General features: G+C 67.7%; 14 protein-coding genes. 7 read left to right on the top strand and 7 right to left on the bottom strand.

The genetic code is table 11. The features are described 5' to 3' along the window. Position 1: 1 nt before the first annotated feature. From sufC to ACLBYA_RS09700, 4 genes are read right to left on the bottom strand one after another with little or no spacing between them, the layout of a single operon-like run. Positions 2–766, bottom strand: a complete 765-nt coding sequence (sufC, locus tag ACLBYA_RS09715) for a Fe-S cluster assembly ATPase SufC (protein ID WP_447709183.1) — start codon at positions 764–766, stop codon at positions 2–4. Beyond that, positions 766–1,980, bottom strand: coding sequence for a Fe-S cluster assembly protein SufD (gene sufD / locus ACLBYA_RS09710; protein WP_447709182.1), 1,215 nt, complete (start codon positions 1,978–1,980; stop codon positions 766–768). Before sufD ends, sufC begins: the two co-directional genes overlap by 1 nt. Further along, a complete protein-coding gene (gene sufB, locus ACLBYA_RS09705; RefSeq protein ID WP_304106832.1) occupies positions 1,981–3,411 on the bottom strand; it encodes a Fe-S cluster assembly protein SufB in 1,431 nt (476 codons plus the stop codon). Further along, the gene (locus tag ACLBYA_RS09700) at positions 3,408–4,160 is read right to left on the bottom strand and encodes a helix-turn-helix transcriptional regulator (protein ID WP_447709181.1); all 753 of its coding nucleotides are present in this window, start codon (positions 4,158–4,160) and stop codon (positions 3,408–3,410) included. The genes sufB and ACLBYA_RS09700 overlap by 4 nt, the downstream gene beginning before the upstream one ends. Before the next feature lie 90 nt (positions 4,161–4,250). Here ACLBYA_RS09700 and mptB point away from each other — a divergent pair, with 90 nt between their 5' ends. From mptB to ACLBYA_RS09680, 4 genes are read left to right on the top strand one after another with little or no spacing between them, the layout of a single operon-like run. After that, positions 4,251–5,912, top strand: coding sequence for a polyprenol phosphomannose-dependent alpha 1,6 mannosyltransferase MptB (mptB, locus tag ACLBYA_RS09695; protein ID WP_447709180.1), 1,662 nt, complete (start codon positions 4,251–4,253; stop codon positions 5,910–5,912). After that, positions 5,909–6,847, top strand: a complete 939-nt coding sequence (locus ACLBYA_RS09690; protein ID WP_447709179.1) for an ABC transporter ATP-binding protein — start codon at positions 5,909–5,911, stop codon at positions 6,845–6,847. Before mptB ends, ACLBYA_RS09690 begins: the two co-directional genes overlap by 4 nt. After that, positions 6,844–7,620 (top strand): ABC transporter permease, encoded by a 777-nt coding sequence (locus ACLBYA_RS09685; protein WP_447709178.1) that lies wholly within the window; start codon positions 6,844–6,846, stop codon positions 7,618–7,620. Before ACLBYA_RS09690 ends, ACLBYA_RS09685 begins: the two co-directional genes overlap by 4 nt. A 5-nt stretch (positions 7,621–7,625) precedes the next feature. Further along, positions 7,626–8,306, top strand: coding sequence for a DUF429 domain-containing protein (locus ACLBYA_RS09680; protein ID WP_447709177.1), 681 nt, complete (start codon positions 7,626–7,628; stop codon positions 8,304–8,306). Here ACLBYA_RS09680 and ACLBYA_RS09675 read toward each other — a convergent pair. Then, the gene (locus ACLBYA_RS09675; RefSeq protein ID WP_447709176.1) at positions 8,269–8,889 is read right to left on the bottom strand and encodes a hypothetical protein; all 621 of its coding nucleotides are present in this window, start codon (positions 8,887–8,889) and stop codon (positions 8,269–8,271) included. The two genes, ACLBYA_RS09680 and ACLBYA_RS09675, sit on opposite strands and share 38 nt — an antisense overlap. Before the next feature lie 88 nt (positions 8,890–8,977). Between ACLBYA_RS09675 and ACLBYA_RS09670 the strand changes: the two genes are divergently transcribed. The 3 genes from ACLBYA_RS09670 (at position 8,978) to ACLBYA_RS09660 (ending at position 11,399) form a co-directional block, all read left to right on the top strand. Continuing rightward, the gene (locus tag ACLBYA_RS09670) at positions 8,978–9,544 is read left to right on the top strand and encodes a TetR/AcrR family transcriptional regulator (protein WP_447709175.1); all 567 of its coding nucleotides are present in this window, start codon (positions 8,978–8,980) and stop codon (positions 9,542–9,544) included. 73 nt (positions 9,545–9,617) lie between these two features. Beyond that, positions 9,618–10,556 (top strand): COX15/CtaA family protein, encoded by a 939-nt coding sequence (locus ACLBYA_RS09665; protein ID WP_447709413.1) that lies wholly within the window; start codon positions 9,618–9,620, stop codon positions 10,554–10,556. A 39-nt stretch (positions 10,557–10,595) separates the two neighbouring features. Beyond that, positions 10,596–11,399 (top strand): DeoR/GlpR family DNA-binding transcription regulator, encoded by an 804-nt coding sequence (locus tag ACLBYA_RS09660; protein WP_447709174.1) that lies wholly within the window; start codon positions 10,596–10,598, stop codon positions 11,397–11,399. Here ACLBYA_RS09660 and ACLBYA_RS09655 read toward each other — a convergent pair. Both ACLBYA_RS09655 and ACLBYA_RS09650 read right to left on the bottom strand, forming a co-directional pair. Next, entirely contained in the window at positions 11,382–12,113 is a 732-nt protein-coding gene (locus tag ACLBYA_RS09655; protein WP_447709173.1) for an inositol monophosphatase family protein, read from the bottom strand. The two genes, ACLBYA_RS09660 and ACLBYA_RS09655, sit on opposite strands and share 18 nt — an antisense overlap. After that, the gene (locus ACLBYA_RS09650) at positions 12,110–12,925 is read right to left on the bottom strand and encodes a BtpA/SgcQ family protein (RefSeq protein WP_447709172.1); all 816 of its coding nucleotides are present in this window, start codon (positions 12,923–12,925) and stop codon (positions 12,110–12,112) included. The genes ACLBYA_RS09655 and ACLBYA_RS09650 overlap by 4 nt, the downstream gene beginning before the upstream one ends. Positions 12,926–13,099: the final 174 nt, after the last annotated feature.

Genomic DNA, 13,099 nt, shown 5'->3' with positions numbered 1-13,099 from the left:
CCTAGGCGGATGCGGGCTGGGTGAAGCGCACGTAGCCGTTGTTCTCGAGCTCATCGGCGAGCTCGGGGCCACCCGATTCGATGATGCGGCCACCGACGAACACGTGCACGAACTGCGGGTGGATATAGCGCAGGATGCGGGTGTAGTGCGTGATCAGCAGCACGCCACCGTTCTCGGCTTCCTTGTAGCGGTTAACGCCCTCGCTGACCACCCGCAGCGCGTCGACGTCCAGGCCGGAGTCGGTCTCGTCGAGGATGGCGATCTTCGGCTTGAGCAGACCGAGCTGCAGGATCTCGTGGCGCTTCTTCTCGCCACCGGAGAATCCCTCGTTGACACTGCGCTCGCCGAAGGCGGCGTCGATCTCCAGATCGGCCATCGCCCCCTTGACCTCTTTGACCCAGTGCCGCAGCTTCGGCGCCTCACCGCGCACGGCGGTCGCCGCGGTGCGCAGGAAGTTCGACATCGACACCCCGGGCACCTCGATCGGGTACTGCATGGCCAAAAAGAGCCCCGCTCGCGCTCTTTCATCGATGGACATCTCCAGGACGTCCTGCCCGTCCAGGGTGATCGACCCGGAGGTGACGGTGTATTTGGGGTGCCCGGCGATGGCGTAGGACAGCGTGGACTTGCCGGAACCGTTGGGGCCCATGACCGCGTGGGTCTCCCCCGAGTTCACGGTCAGGTTGACGCCCTTGAGGATCGGTACCTCTTCCCCCTCAGGGGTGAAGACCGATGCGTGCAGGTCCTTGATTTCCAGTGTGGTCATCAGACAGTTCTCTCTTCTTTTGAGTCAGACCCAGCGGTGATGGCCAGCTCTTTTTCGATGGCTTCGGTGAGGCGCTCACGCACGGCGGGCACGGCGATCTTCGCGATGATCTCGTTGAAGAAACCGCGCACCACCAGGCGGCGCGCCTGCTCCTCGGGGATACCCCGGGCACGCAGGTAGAACAACTGCTCGTCGTCGAAACGACCGGTCGCACTGGCGTGCCCGGCACCGGCGATCTCGCCGGTCTCGATCTCCAGGTTGGGCACCGAGTCGGCGCGCGCGCCGTCGGTGAGCACCAGGTTGCGGTTGATCTCGAAGGTGTCGGTGCCGGTGGCCGCGGCGCGGATCAGCACATCGCCCACCCACACGGTGTGCGCGTCGGGCTTCTTCGATGCCGGATCACCTTGCAACGCACCCTTGTACAGCACATCGGACTTGCAGTTCGGGTGTGCGTGGTCGACCAGCAGTCGGGACTCGAAGAACTGACCGTCGTCGGCGAAATAGGTTCCCAGCAGCTTGGCGTCGCCGCCGGGGGCGGTGAAGCGGACCGTCGCCGCGGTGCGCACCACATCGCCGCCGAGGGTGACGTTCACATGACCGAGGGTGGCGTCCTTGCCGAGCTTGGCGTGGTGCGCGCTGACATGCACGGTGTCATCGGCCCAATCGGCGATCCAGATGACACCCAGGCCGGCCGAATCGCCGACGATGATGTCGACGTTGTCGGCGTACACACCGCTGCCGCGCAGGTCGACCACGACGATGGCGCGCGACAGTTCCTCGACGCGGATCTGCAGGTGCCCGTAGGCCACCGTGTCCGCACCGGGACCGTCGATGGTGATCTCGATCGGCTCGGTCACCTCGGTATCGCGGGCCACGGTCACGATGGTCGCCTGCGAGAACGCCGAATACGCCTGGGCGGCAACACGATCGGTGGGCACCCCACCCTGGCCGAGCCGCTCGTCGTCGCGGCCGACGGTCTCGACGGTGACGCCGGGACGTTCGGTCACCTCGATCAGCGCCGAACCCGAGGCCACGGCGCTGCCGTCGTGCAGGCCACGCAGCCGACGCAGCGGGGTGAACCGCCACATCTCGTCACGCCCGGCGGGCACCTCGAAGGCATTGACGTCGAACGAGGCGAACTGCTCACCCTTGTTCAGGTTGAGCAGCGAGCCGCTCTTGGCGGCGCCCTCGACCGCCGTTGTCAAATCTCCCACTTAACCGACCGCGCCTTCCATCTGAAGTTCGATCAGCCGGTTGAGCTCCAGGGCGTACTCCATCGGCAGTTCCTTGGCGATCGGCTCGACGAAGCCGCGCACCACCATGGCCATCGCCTCGTCCTCGGTGAGGCCGCGGCTCATCAGGTAGAACAGCTGATCCTCGCTGACCTTGGACACGGTGGCCTCGTGGCCCATCGTCACGTCGTCCTCGCGGATGTCGACATACGGGTAGGTGTCGGACCGGCTGATCGTGTCGACCAGCAGCGCATCACATTTCACGCTGGACTTGGAACCGTGCGCACCCTTGTTGACCTGGACCAGGCCACGGTAGGAGGCGCGGCCACCGCCGCGGGCCACCGACTTGGACACGATGTTGCTCGATGTGTTCGGCGCCAGGTGCAGCATCTTGGCGCCGGTGTCCTGGTGCTGGCCCTCGCCGGCGAACGCCACCGACAGCACCTCGCCCTTGGCGTGCTCACCGGTCATCCAGACCGCCGGGTACTTCATGGTGACCTTGGACCCGATGTTGCCGTCGACCCACTCCATGGTGGCGCCGGCCTCGGCACGGGCCCGCTTGGTGACCAGGTTGTACACGTTGTTCGACCAGTTCTGGATGGTCGTGTACCGCACGCGCGCACCGGGTTTCACGATGATCTCGACCACGGCCGAGTGCAGCGAGTCGCTCTTGTAGATCGGCGCCGTGCAGCCCTCGACGTAGTGCACGTAGGAGCCCTCGTCGGCGATGATCAGGGTGCGCTCGAACTGCCCCATGTTCTCGGTGTTGATCCGGAAGTAGGCCTGCAGCGGGATATCGACGTGCACTCCCGGCGGAACGTAGATGAACGAGCCACCCGACCACACCGCGGTGTTGAGCGCGGAGAACTTGTTGTCCCCGGCCGGGATCACGGTGCCGAAGTACTTCTGGAAGATCTCCGGGTGCTCGCGCAGTCCGGAATCGGTGTCCAGGAAGATGACACCCTGGGCCTCGAGATCCTCACGGATCGAGTGGTAGACGACCTCGGACTCGTACTGTGCGGCGACACCGGAGACCAGACGCTGCTTCTCGGCCTCGGGGATGCCCAGCTTGTCGTAGGTGTTCTTGATGTCGGCGGGCAGGTCGTCCCAGGTGGCGGCCTGCTTCTCGCTGGAGCGCACGAAGTACTTGATGTTGTCGAAGAAGATGCCGTCCAGGTCGGAGCCCCAGTTGGGCATCGGCTTCTTGTCGAAGGTGCGCAGCGCCTTGAGTCGGATGTCGAGCATCCACTCGGGTTCGCTCTTCTTCGCCGAGATGTCGCGGACCACCGCCTCGGACAGACCGCGCTGGGCGCTGGCGCCCGCGACGTCGGAGTCCGACCAGCCGTAACCGTAATTGCCCAGGGACGCGATGGTCTCTTCCTGGGTCAATGGTGTCTCGGGGGTGAGGGTCATCGCGACACTCCTTGTGTGGTGGTGGAATCGGCGCGGGCTGCGGGCCGATCTTGTTGCAGCGGAACGTGGGTGGTGCAGGCGCAGTCGCCGTTGACTATGGTGGCCAGCCGTTGGACGTGGGTGCCCAGAATTTCGGCGAAGGCTTCCTGTTCAGCGTCACAGAGCTCAGGAAATTCCTCGGCGACATGCGATACCGGGCAATGATGCTGACATATCTGCACACCGGGCAGCGGACCGGCCACCGGTGTGGTGGTCGTCGCATAACCGGCGTCGGTGAGCGCCACGGCCATCTCGTCGGCGGTCTGCTCGACGTCGCCGGTGGCTTCCACTCCGTCGACCCCGGCCAGCAGGCTGTCGATCCGGCGTCGGGCGAACGTGCGGACCGCATCGTCGCCGCCGATCTCGCGCAACTGCCGCATGGCGGCGGCCGCGAGGTCGTCATAGGCGTGCGAGAGCTTTCCGCGCCCGGCGGCGGTCAGCCGGTACCGCTTGGCCGGCCGGCCACGACCGTTGTGCTGCCATGCCGCGGCCGCACTGGCCTGTGCGTCACCGGCCTCGATCAGTGCGTCGAGATGCCGACGCACCCCGGCCGCGGAGATACCCAGCCGACTGCCGATATCACCGGCGGTGACGGGCCCCTCCAGCAACATCTGCACGATGGCGCTGCGGGTATGCCCGTCCGGAGACACCACAGAAGGCGCGACAGCAGCGGGTGCGGTCGCGCCTGGAGCCTCCTGGCGGAATTTCACAACACCATTGTGACGGAATTCGTGTAGCAGTTCCAGCAAGGCGACCCTAACCCCGGCGGGCCTCGAAACGGCGGCCGCTACGCTGCTCGAATGACCGCCCTCGGGTCCTTCAGTTCCGCGGTCGCCCGTTGGCATGCCGACGAGCGGTCCGGCTCGCCGCTGAACGACGCCGAGGTCATCTCGATGCGGCGCACCCGGGTGTTCGGTGCGACCGGCACGGTGCTGATGGCCATCGGTGCGCTCGGCGCGGGGGCCCGGCCGGTGGTGCAGGATCCGACCTTCGGGGTCCGGCTACTGAATCTGCCCTCGCGCATCCAGACCGTCTCGCTGACCATGACCACGACCGGCGCGGTGATGATGGCGTTGGCCTGGTTGATGCTCGGCCGCTTCGCGCTCGGGCCGCACAAGATGTCGCGCAGCCAGCTCGACCGGACCCTCCTGCTGTGGTTGTTGCCGCTGCTCATCGCACCGCCGATGTACAGCAAGGACGTCTACTCGTACCTGGCGCAGAGCCAGATCGCGCGGCTCGGCCTGGATCCGTATCAGGTGGGACCGGCACCCGGCCTGGGCCTCGACCATGTCTTCACGTTGTCGGTGCCCAGTCTGTGGCGCGAGACCCCGGCCCCGTACGGGCCGCTGTTCCTGTGGATCGGCGAGGGCATCTCGGTGCTCACCGGCGACAACATCGTCGCCGCCGTGCTGTGCCACCGGCTCGTCGTGCTGGTCGGTGTCGGCCTGATCGTCTGGGCCACCCCGCGGTTAGCGCAACGCTGCGGCGTCGCCGAGGTCAGCGCGCTGTGGCTGGGCCCGTGTAACCCGCTGCTGTTCATGCACCTGGTCGCCGGTATCCACAACGAGGCCCTGATGCTCGGTCTGATGTTGGCCGGTACCGAGTTCGCCCTGCGCGGGGTCGACGGCGTCCGCGAGCACAGCTGGCGGCTGCCGACCGGGGCCGCCGCGATGCTCACCGCAGGCACGGTGCTCATCACGATGGCCTCCCAGGTGAAACTGCCCGCACTGCTCGCGATCGGGTTCGTCGCGATGGCCCTGGCCTGGCGCTGGGGCGGCACCGTCAAGGCATTCCTGGCCGCCGGGTTCTCCCTGGGTGCGATCTCACTGGCGGTGATGGCGATCATCGGGTGGGCCAGTGGCCTGGGGTTCGGTTGGCTGTTCACCCTGGGCACGGCGAACGTGGTGCGGTCCTGGATGTCGCCTCCGACGCTGATCGCGCTGGGCACCGGGCAGGTCGGCATCCTGCTCGGCCTCGGCGACCACACCACCTCGGTCCTGGGCCTGACCCGCGGGATCGGTGTGATCATCATCGCAATCCTGGTGACCTGGCTGTTGTTGGCCGTGCTGCGCGGGCGGCTGCATCCGGTGGGCGGTCTCGGCGTCGCACTCGGCGCCAGCGTGTTGCTGTTCCCGGTGGTGCAGCCCTGGTACCTGCTGTGGGCGATCATCCCGCTGGCGACCTGGGCCACCCGGCCGGGATTCCGCGGGTCGGCCATCGCGATCACACTGGTGGTGGGTATTTTCGGGCCGACCGCCAACGGTGACCGGTTCGCCCTGTTCCAGATCGTGGACGCCACCCTGGCCAGTGCGGTGATCGTGCTGATCCTGATCGCCATCACCTATCGACGGTTGCCGTGGCGCGGACTACCGCAATCGGACCCCGATTCCCGGCCGACCGGCCCACCACCCGGACCGGAGCCACCGACCCACAGACCCGACGCCTACGCTGAATCCCCGTGACCACCGGTTCTGACGCTGTCGTGCGCCTGCGCGAGGTGACCAAACGCTACGGACCGGCTTCTGCCCCCGCGGCGGTGGATCGCCTCGACCTCGAGGTTCACCGCGCCGAGGTGTTTGCGCTGCTCGGTCCCAACGGCGCCGGTAAGACGACGACGGTCGAGATGTGCGAGGGCTTCCTGCGTCCGGACTCCGGCACCATCGAGATCCTCGGCCTCGACCCGGCCGCCGACAACGCCCGGCTGCGCGAGCGCATCGGGGTGATGTTGCAGGGCGGCGGCGGTTACCCGGCGGCCCGGGCCGGCGAGATGCTGAACCTGGTCGCCTCCTACGCCGCCAATCCGTTGGATCCACAGTGGCTGCTGGACACCCTGGGGCTGACCGAGGCCGCGCGCACCACCTACCGGCGGCTCTCCGGTGGTCAGCAGCAGCGCCTGGCCTTGGCGTGCGCGGTCGTCGGCCGTCCCGAGCTGGTGTTCCTCGACGAACCGACCGCCGGGATGGATGCCCATGCCCGCATCGTGGTGTGGGAGCTGATCGACGCGCTGCGCCGCGATGGTGTCACGGTGGTGCTGACCACCCATCAGCTGACCGAGGCCGAGGAACTCGCCGACCGGCTGGTGATCATCGACCACGGTGCCACGGTCGCCGCCGGCACCCCGGCGGAGCTGATGCGCAGCGGCGCCGAGAACCAGCTGCGCTTCACCGCGCCGCCGAAACTGGACCTGTCCCTGCTGATCTCGGCGCTGCCCGAGGAGTATCGGGCGTCCGAGATGACCGCCGGCGAATATCTGGTCGAGGGACATATCGACCCGCAGGTGTTGGCCACCGTGACGGCATGGTGTGCGCGGGTCAATGTGCTGGCCACCGACATGCGCGTGGAGCAGCGCAGCCTGGAGGACGTGTTCCTCGATCTGACCGGCCGGGAGCTGAGATGACCACCAATCGATTCGCCACGGGGACTTTCTCCCCCGATCCGCGTCCGGCCGCCGTCGGTGCGATGCTCGGCGCCCAGTTCAATCTCGAGCTCAAGCTGCTGCTGCGCAACGGCGAACAGTTGCTGCTCACCATGTTCATCCCGATCACCCTGCTGGTGGGGCTCACGCTGCTCCCACTCGGCGAGTTCGGCGCCGACCGGGCGGCCACGTTCACCCCCGCCATCATGGCGCTGGCGGTCATCTCGACGGCCTTCACCGGCCAGGCCATCGCCGTCGCATTCGACCGGCGGTACGGAGCGCTGAAACGTCTGGGCGCGACCGCATTACCGGTGTGGGGTGTGATCGCCGGGAAATCGCTCGCCGTGGTGACCGTCGTGTTCCTGCAGTCGATCCTGTTGGGCGCCATCGGCATAACACTGGGCTGGCGGCCCGAGATCGCCGCCCTCGCGCTCGGCGCCGTGGTGATCGCGATCGGTACCGCCACCTTCGCGGCCCTCGGACTGCTGCTGGGCGGGACCTTGCGCTCGGAAATCGTGCTGGCACTGGCCAACCTGCTGTGGTTCGTCTTCGCCGGCCTCGGCGCGCTGACGCTCGATGGCGGCCCGGTGCCCTCGGCGCTGCGCTGGATCGCCCGACTGACCCCCTCCGGTGCGCTCACCGAGGCGTTGACCCAGGCCATGACGTTGTCGGTGGACTGGTTCGGGATCGCGGTGCTGGCAGCCTGGGGCCTGCTCTCGGCGTTGGCAGCGCTGCGCTGGTTCCGGTTCACCTGAACGCCGTGGGCCGCGTGCTCGGTGTCGACGGCTGCAAGCTCGGCTGGGTCGGGATCGAGCTGTGCGACGGCCGGTTCGCCGCGGCCCATGTGCACACAACGCTGGCCGACCTGGTCGCGGCCGTACCCAATGCCCGGACCATCGGGGTGGACATCCCGCTGGGGCTGATGGATGCCGAGGTGCGCGCCAGCGACCGGGCGGCCAAGCGGCTGCTCGGTACGCGCTCGTCGAGCCTGTTCGTGATGCCGCCCCGGCCGGTGTTCGACGCCCCCGACCACGCCGCGGCCACGGCGACCGCGACGGCGCTCACCGGATCCGGCATCAGCATCCAGACCTGGCAGCTGCGCCGGAAGTTCCTGGAGGCCGAGGAATTGCACGCCCGCGCCGAGCTGCCGCTGTTCGAGGTCCACCCCGAACTCTCGTTCCGCACCATGGGTCTACTGACCGCCGACGGCAAGAAGAAGAGCTGGCGCGGTCAGCGGGCTCGGCTGCGCATCCTGGCCGTGCACGGTATCGACCTGCCCGAGGATCTCGGCGCTGCGGTGGCAGCGGTGCCTGCCGACGATGTGCTCGACGCCGCGGCCGCGGCGTGGAGCGCACAGCGCATCGCCACCGGGTCGGCCTGGTGCCTGCCGGATCCGCCGCAGCTCAACGAACGTGGTCAGCGACTGGCGATCTGGTGCTGAGCTGTGGCAACAGGAACTCCAGCTGGCCGACCTCTTCGATGTTGTGGCGCACCCAGGCACGCACCATGTGCTCCGGAAACCGCCGCTGCAGAACGGCATTGACCGGGGTGAAAAGCCGCGACCGCGCCCCGAGGTCCAGCACGCTGACGTAGTGGGCACCCTCGGCCCCGGGTGACCAGGTGTGCTCCAGGCTGAACACGATCGCCCCGGCGACCCGCTGCACCAATCGGATACCGGTCTCGTCGAGCTTCTCCACCCGGTCGATCACGTCGACCCGGTAGTCGGGTCGGCCGCCGAAGGCCTCCACGATGCGGAACCGGGCACCCTCGGCCGCGTGCTCACCCTGGGCCAGCGCCCATGCGATGTGATCGATCGGATGCCACGCCAGGTAGCGGGGTATCACCGCGTCGCCGTAAAGCATGGTGCCGCCCAGATTCGCGAACCAATCCAGCAGCATCTGCGGTGTCACACCCGGCAGCGGACGGTGCACGATGGTCACCCGGCGGCGCCGGTGCGGCGCGTCGAGATAACGCACACGGGCGGTGTCGACCGTCCGCAGCGGGTACAGCACGGGACGTGCCATCACAGCCTCCAAGATACGTTTCGGTTTCCTATCTGGGATGTTAAAGTCCGAATCATAGATACGCAAGCGTTTCTTAAGAGGAGGGCAGATGCGCCGGCGCGGTGAGGAACTCGAATCGGCGATCCGCGCCGCGGCCATCGATCTACTGGCCGAGAACGGACCGGGCGGCGTCACCATGGACGCGGTGGCCGCCCGCGCCCGCACCAGCAAGCCGGTGCTCTACCGTCGCTGGGCCGACGCCCGCGCACTGCTCCGCGACACCCTGCTGACCACCGCGAAAGCCGCTGTCCCCCATGATGACCGCGGCAGTTATCGCGGCGATATGCTGGCCGTGTTGCGCGGCTGGGCGGCCCTGTTCACCGGGCCGCACGGCACCACCATGCGTGCGGTGATCGCCGCCATGGTCGCCGACGAGGAACTCACCCACACCTTTCGCGCCGATGTCATCGGCTGGCGCAAGGGCGAGATGGCCGATCTGCTCGCCCGCGGGATCGCCCGCGGCGACGTCCGTGCCGATGTCCCGATCCACATCGCCCGCGAACTCGGCCAGAGCGTGCTGTGGCACCGCCTGCTGGTGACCGGCGATCCGATCACCGACGAGTTGGTGATCGAACTGGTCGACGAGGTGCTCGTGCCGTTCGTCGCGCCCCGCTGACCAGCCCTACTACAACTTGTAGTTAACGCTGCTCTACGATCGGCCCGTGGTGCTCGGACGTCTTTTCCTGCGGTTGGTCGACACGCTGCCCGTGCCCAGCCTGCGCACCCAGCGCCTCATCGCGATCTTCGTCATCCTCACTCAGGGCGGGATCTCGGTCACCGGCGCCATCGTCCGGGTGACCGCATCCGGCCTCGGCTGCCCCACCTGGCCGCAGTGCTTCCCTGGCAGCTTCACTCCGATTCCGCACCCCGAGGTGGCCGGCATCCATCAGGCCGTCGAGTTCGGAAACCGGATGCTGACCTTCCTGGTGGTGCTCACCGCGGCCGCCGCCGTCATCGCCGTCACGCGGGCACGTCGACGCCGCGAGGTGCTGGCCTACGCCTGGCTGATGCCGGCCTCGACGGTGGGGCAGGCGGTCATCGGCGGAATCACCGTGCTGACCGGCCTGCTGTGGTGGACGGTCGCGATCCACCTACTGGTGTCGATGGCGATGGTGTGGCTGTCGGTGCTGCTGTACGTCAAGATCGGCGAACCCGACGACGGCGTGTCCCGACTCGCGGTGCCGGCGCCCCTGCGGACGCTCACCGCCCTGAGCGGTGTGGCGCTGGCCGCGGTACTGGTCACCGGGACGATGGTGACCGGCGCGGGCCCGCACGCCGGGGACAAGAGTCTGGAACGTCCGGTGCCGCGACTGCAGGTCGAGATCACCACGTTGGTGCACATGCACTCGTCATTGCTGATCGCCTACCTGACCCTGCTGGTGGCACTGGGGTTCGCTCTGCTGGCGGTCAAGGCGCCGCGCCCGGTGCTGCTGCGGCTGCGGGTGGTGGTGGGCCTGGTCGCCGCCCAGGGCGCACTCGGTGCGGCGCAGTTCTTCACCGGCGTACCCGAGGCGCTGGTGGCCCTGCATGTCGCCGGAGCGGCCGCCTGTACGGCCGCCACCGCGGCGCTGTGGGCCTCGATGCGGGAGCGGACGGCCGTGATGGAGCCCGATCACAGTCCGGTGTGATCGTTGTGATTTATTCACATTGATGGTTAGGCTGACGGCATGACCTCCGGCCTGAGCGCCCACGCCCGGCGGGCCGCGATCGCCGCCCGGATCCACACCGATCGAGAAGTCGACTTCGCCACGCTCGCCGACGAATTCGACGTGTCCGAGATGACGATCCGGCGCGATATCGAGCGCCTCGAGGAACAGGGCGTCGCGCGTCGGGTGCTCGGCGGTGCCATCGCCTACGGCGGAAAGTCCACCGAGCCGTCATTCGCCGCCCGGGCCGCCGAATCCGCCGACGAGAAGTTGCACATCGCCCATGCGGTGGCCGACCTGCTGACCCCGCACGAGACCGTCATCCTGGACAGCGGCAGTACCGTGCTGGCCGTCGCCCGCGCGATCAAGGGCCGCGACCTGGGCCTGACGGTCATCACCCCGAGCCTGTTGGTGGCCGTCGAACTGGCCGATGAACCGGACACCACGATCCTGTTGACCGGCGGCAAGGTCCGCCCCGGCGAGCTCAGTCTGATCGGGGCCGAGGCCGAGGATTTTTTCATGCGCTACAACTGCGACACCTATGTCATGGGCATCGCCGGGGTGGACGGCAAGCGCGGCGCATCGGAGTACCACCGCGAAGAAGGCAACGTGAAACAGGCCGCCATGCGCGCGGCGGACCGGGTGATCGTGACCGCCGACGCGTCGAAACTCGGCCGGGTGCAGTTGATCAACGTCGCCCCGGTGTCCGCGATCTCGATTCTGGTCACCGACGGCCCGGCCGGCCATCCGGCTCTCGACGCGCTGCGCTCGGCCGGCGTATCGGTGGTGTGTGTGAACGCCGAACGGTCAGCGTCGGCGCGCTGACACTCCGTCGATCTCCGAGCGCAAAACCTCCGCACCGGCCTCCTCGGCGATCAGTGCACCCGCCGCCCAATCGTGTACCGCCAGATCGTCTTCGACAAACGCGTCCAGACTGCCCTGGGCGACCAGGCAGAGGTCCAGCGCGGCGGCCCCGAAGCGGCGCATATCGGTGTAGCCGGTCATCACCGCGGCAAGATCACGCAGTTGCCGACGCCGCCGCCCCGGATCGTAGGACAGGCCGGTACCCACCAGTCGCACGGTGGAGTCCATCATCGGCAAGGGCAGTGGGGTCTCCCCCGATCCCGAGTCGACCTGGGCGCCTGCGCCTTTGGCCGCGCTCCAGGTCGAGCCGAGCACCGGCGCACAGACCGCACCGGCCAGCCAGCTGCCGTCGGCCACCGAGCGGGCGGCCACCGAGGTGCCGAAGAACGGCAGCCGACGGATGTAGTTGGTGGTGCCGTCGAGTGGGTCGACGACCCACTGCACCGCCCCGGAGCCGATGTGCTCGGAGAGCTCCTCACCGAGCACACCGTCGTCGGGCCGGGCGGTCAGCAGCACCGACCGGACGGCCACCTCGGCCGCCCGGTCCACCGCGGTCACCACATCGCCGGCCGCGCTCTTGGTCGCGATGTCGACTGCCTCACCCCAGTGCTGCAGGCACACCGCCGCACCGCGGCGGGCCGCCTGCACCGCGAGCAGCCGCAGCTCGGTACTCATAACGATTTACGGAATTCCTTGACCGCGTCCATCAATTCGGTGGCACGCGATGCCACGGCACGGTTCTCGAACACACCGTCCTCCTTGAAGTAGGTACCGACCACGGCCCCGTCGGCGATGGCCAACTGCTCGGCAGCATTGTGGGCACGCACACCGGTGTTGACGAAGACCGGCACCGCGCCGGCGTTGTCCTTGACCACGCGCAGCGCCTGGGTGTCGGTGGACGCTCCGGCGGTCAGGCCGGAAACACAGATGGCATCCGGTTTGGTGGCGAACACCGTGGTGGCGGTGACCGACGCCAGATCGCGGTCGGCCAGGTAGACCGCCGACTCCGGGACGATGTTGAACAGCAGCTTCACCGAGTCGCCACCGATGCGGTGACGATGCCGGGCGACCTCACCGACATTGGTGTCCCACAATCCGAAATCACTGGCGTAGACACCGGTGAAGATCTCACGTACCCACTGCGCACCGGTGGCCACGGCCAGATCGATGGAGGCCCGGCCGTCCCAGAGCACGTTCACCCCGTAGGGAACGCTGAAGTCCCCCAACAGTTCCCCGATGACCCGGGCCATGGTGATGGCGGTGATCGGTTCGGTCTTCGTGAGGTACGGCAGGCTGAACTCGTTGGAGACCATGACGCCGTCGACACCGCCGGACTGCAGCGCGGCCAGTTCCTCCTTGGCCCGGTCGACGACCGCCCGGATGCCGGCGGCCGAGTCGAACCCCGGATCGCCCGGCAGGGCGGCCAGGTGCAGCATGGCGATCACCGGCTTCTGCACCGCGAATACATCGTCGAGCCAACTGGTCATGGGGCGCCTCTCGTCGTCATCGTCACGTCGTGCGTTAAACGTATGTTACTAAATCACAGGTTTCTTGGGCATTTTCGTGAGTATTCGTGACTCTCGCACAACGCTTGTGAGAATATAACAGAGTTAGTAATGTGGTCACACCACGAAAACACTGCGAGAGCCTCGCGGATCGAC

The sequence above is a fragment of the Mycobacterium sp. C31M genome, from assembly GCF_053345865.1.
This window is presented reverse-complemented; position numbering and strand designations above follow the sequence as displayed.

What these genes read in the sequence shown, in the direction of transcription:
- ACLBYA_RS09660 (WP_447709174.1), top strand. Translation starts at nt 10,596, where the DNA reads ATGACCTCCGGCCTGAGCGCCCACGCCCGGCGGGCCGCGATCGCCGCC.
- ACLBYA_RS09675 (WP_447709176.1), bottom strand. Translation starts at nt 8,889, where the DNA reads ATGGCACGTCCCGTGCTGTACCCGCTGCGGACGGTCGACACCGCCCGT.
- ACLBYA_RS09685 (WP_447709178.1), top strand. Translation starts at nt 6,844, where the DNA reads ATGACCACCAATCGATTCGCCACGGGGACTTTCTCCCCCGATCCGCGT.
- sufC (WP_447709183.1), bottom strand. Translation starts at nt 766, where the DNA reads ATGACCACACTGGAAATCAAGGACCTGCACGCATCGGTCTTCACCCCT.
- ACLBYA_RS09650 (WP_447709172.1), bottom strand. Translation starts at nt 12,925, where the DNA reads ATGACCAGTTGGCTCGACGATGTATTCGCGGTGCAGAAGCCGGTGATC.
- ACLBYA_RS09655 (WP_447709173.1), bottom strand. Translation starts at nt 12,113, where the DNA reads ATGAGTACCGAGCTGCGGCTGCTCGCGGTGCAGGCGGCCCGCCGCGGT.
- sufB (WP_304106832.1), bottom strand. Translation starts at nt 3,411, where the DNA reads ATGACCCTCACCCCCGAGACACCATTGACCCAGGAAGAGACCATCGCG.
- mptB (WP_447709180.1), top strand. Translation starts at nt 4,251, where the DNA reads ATGACCGCCCTCGGGTCCTTCAGTTCCGCGGTCGCCCGTTGGCATGCC.
- ACLBYA_RS09670 (WP_447709175.1), top strand. Translation starts at nt 8,978, where the DNA reads ATGCGCCGGCGCGGTGAGGAACTCGAATCGGCGATCCGCGCCGCGGCC.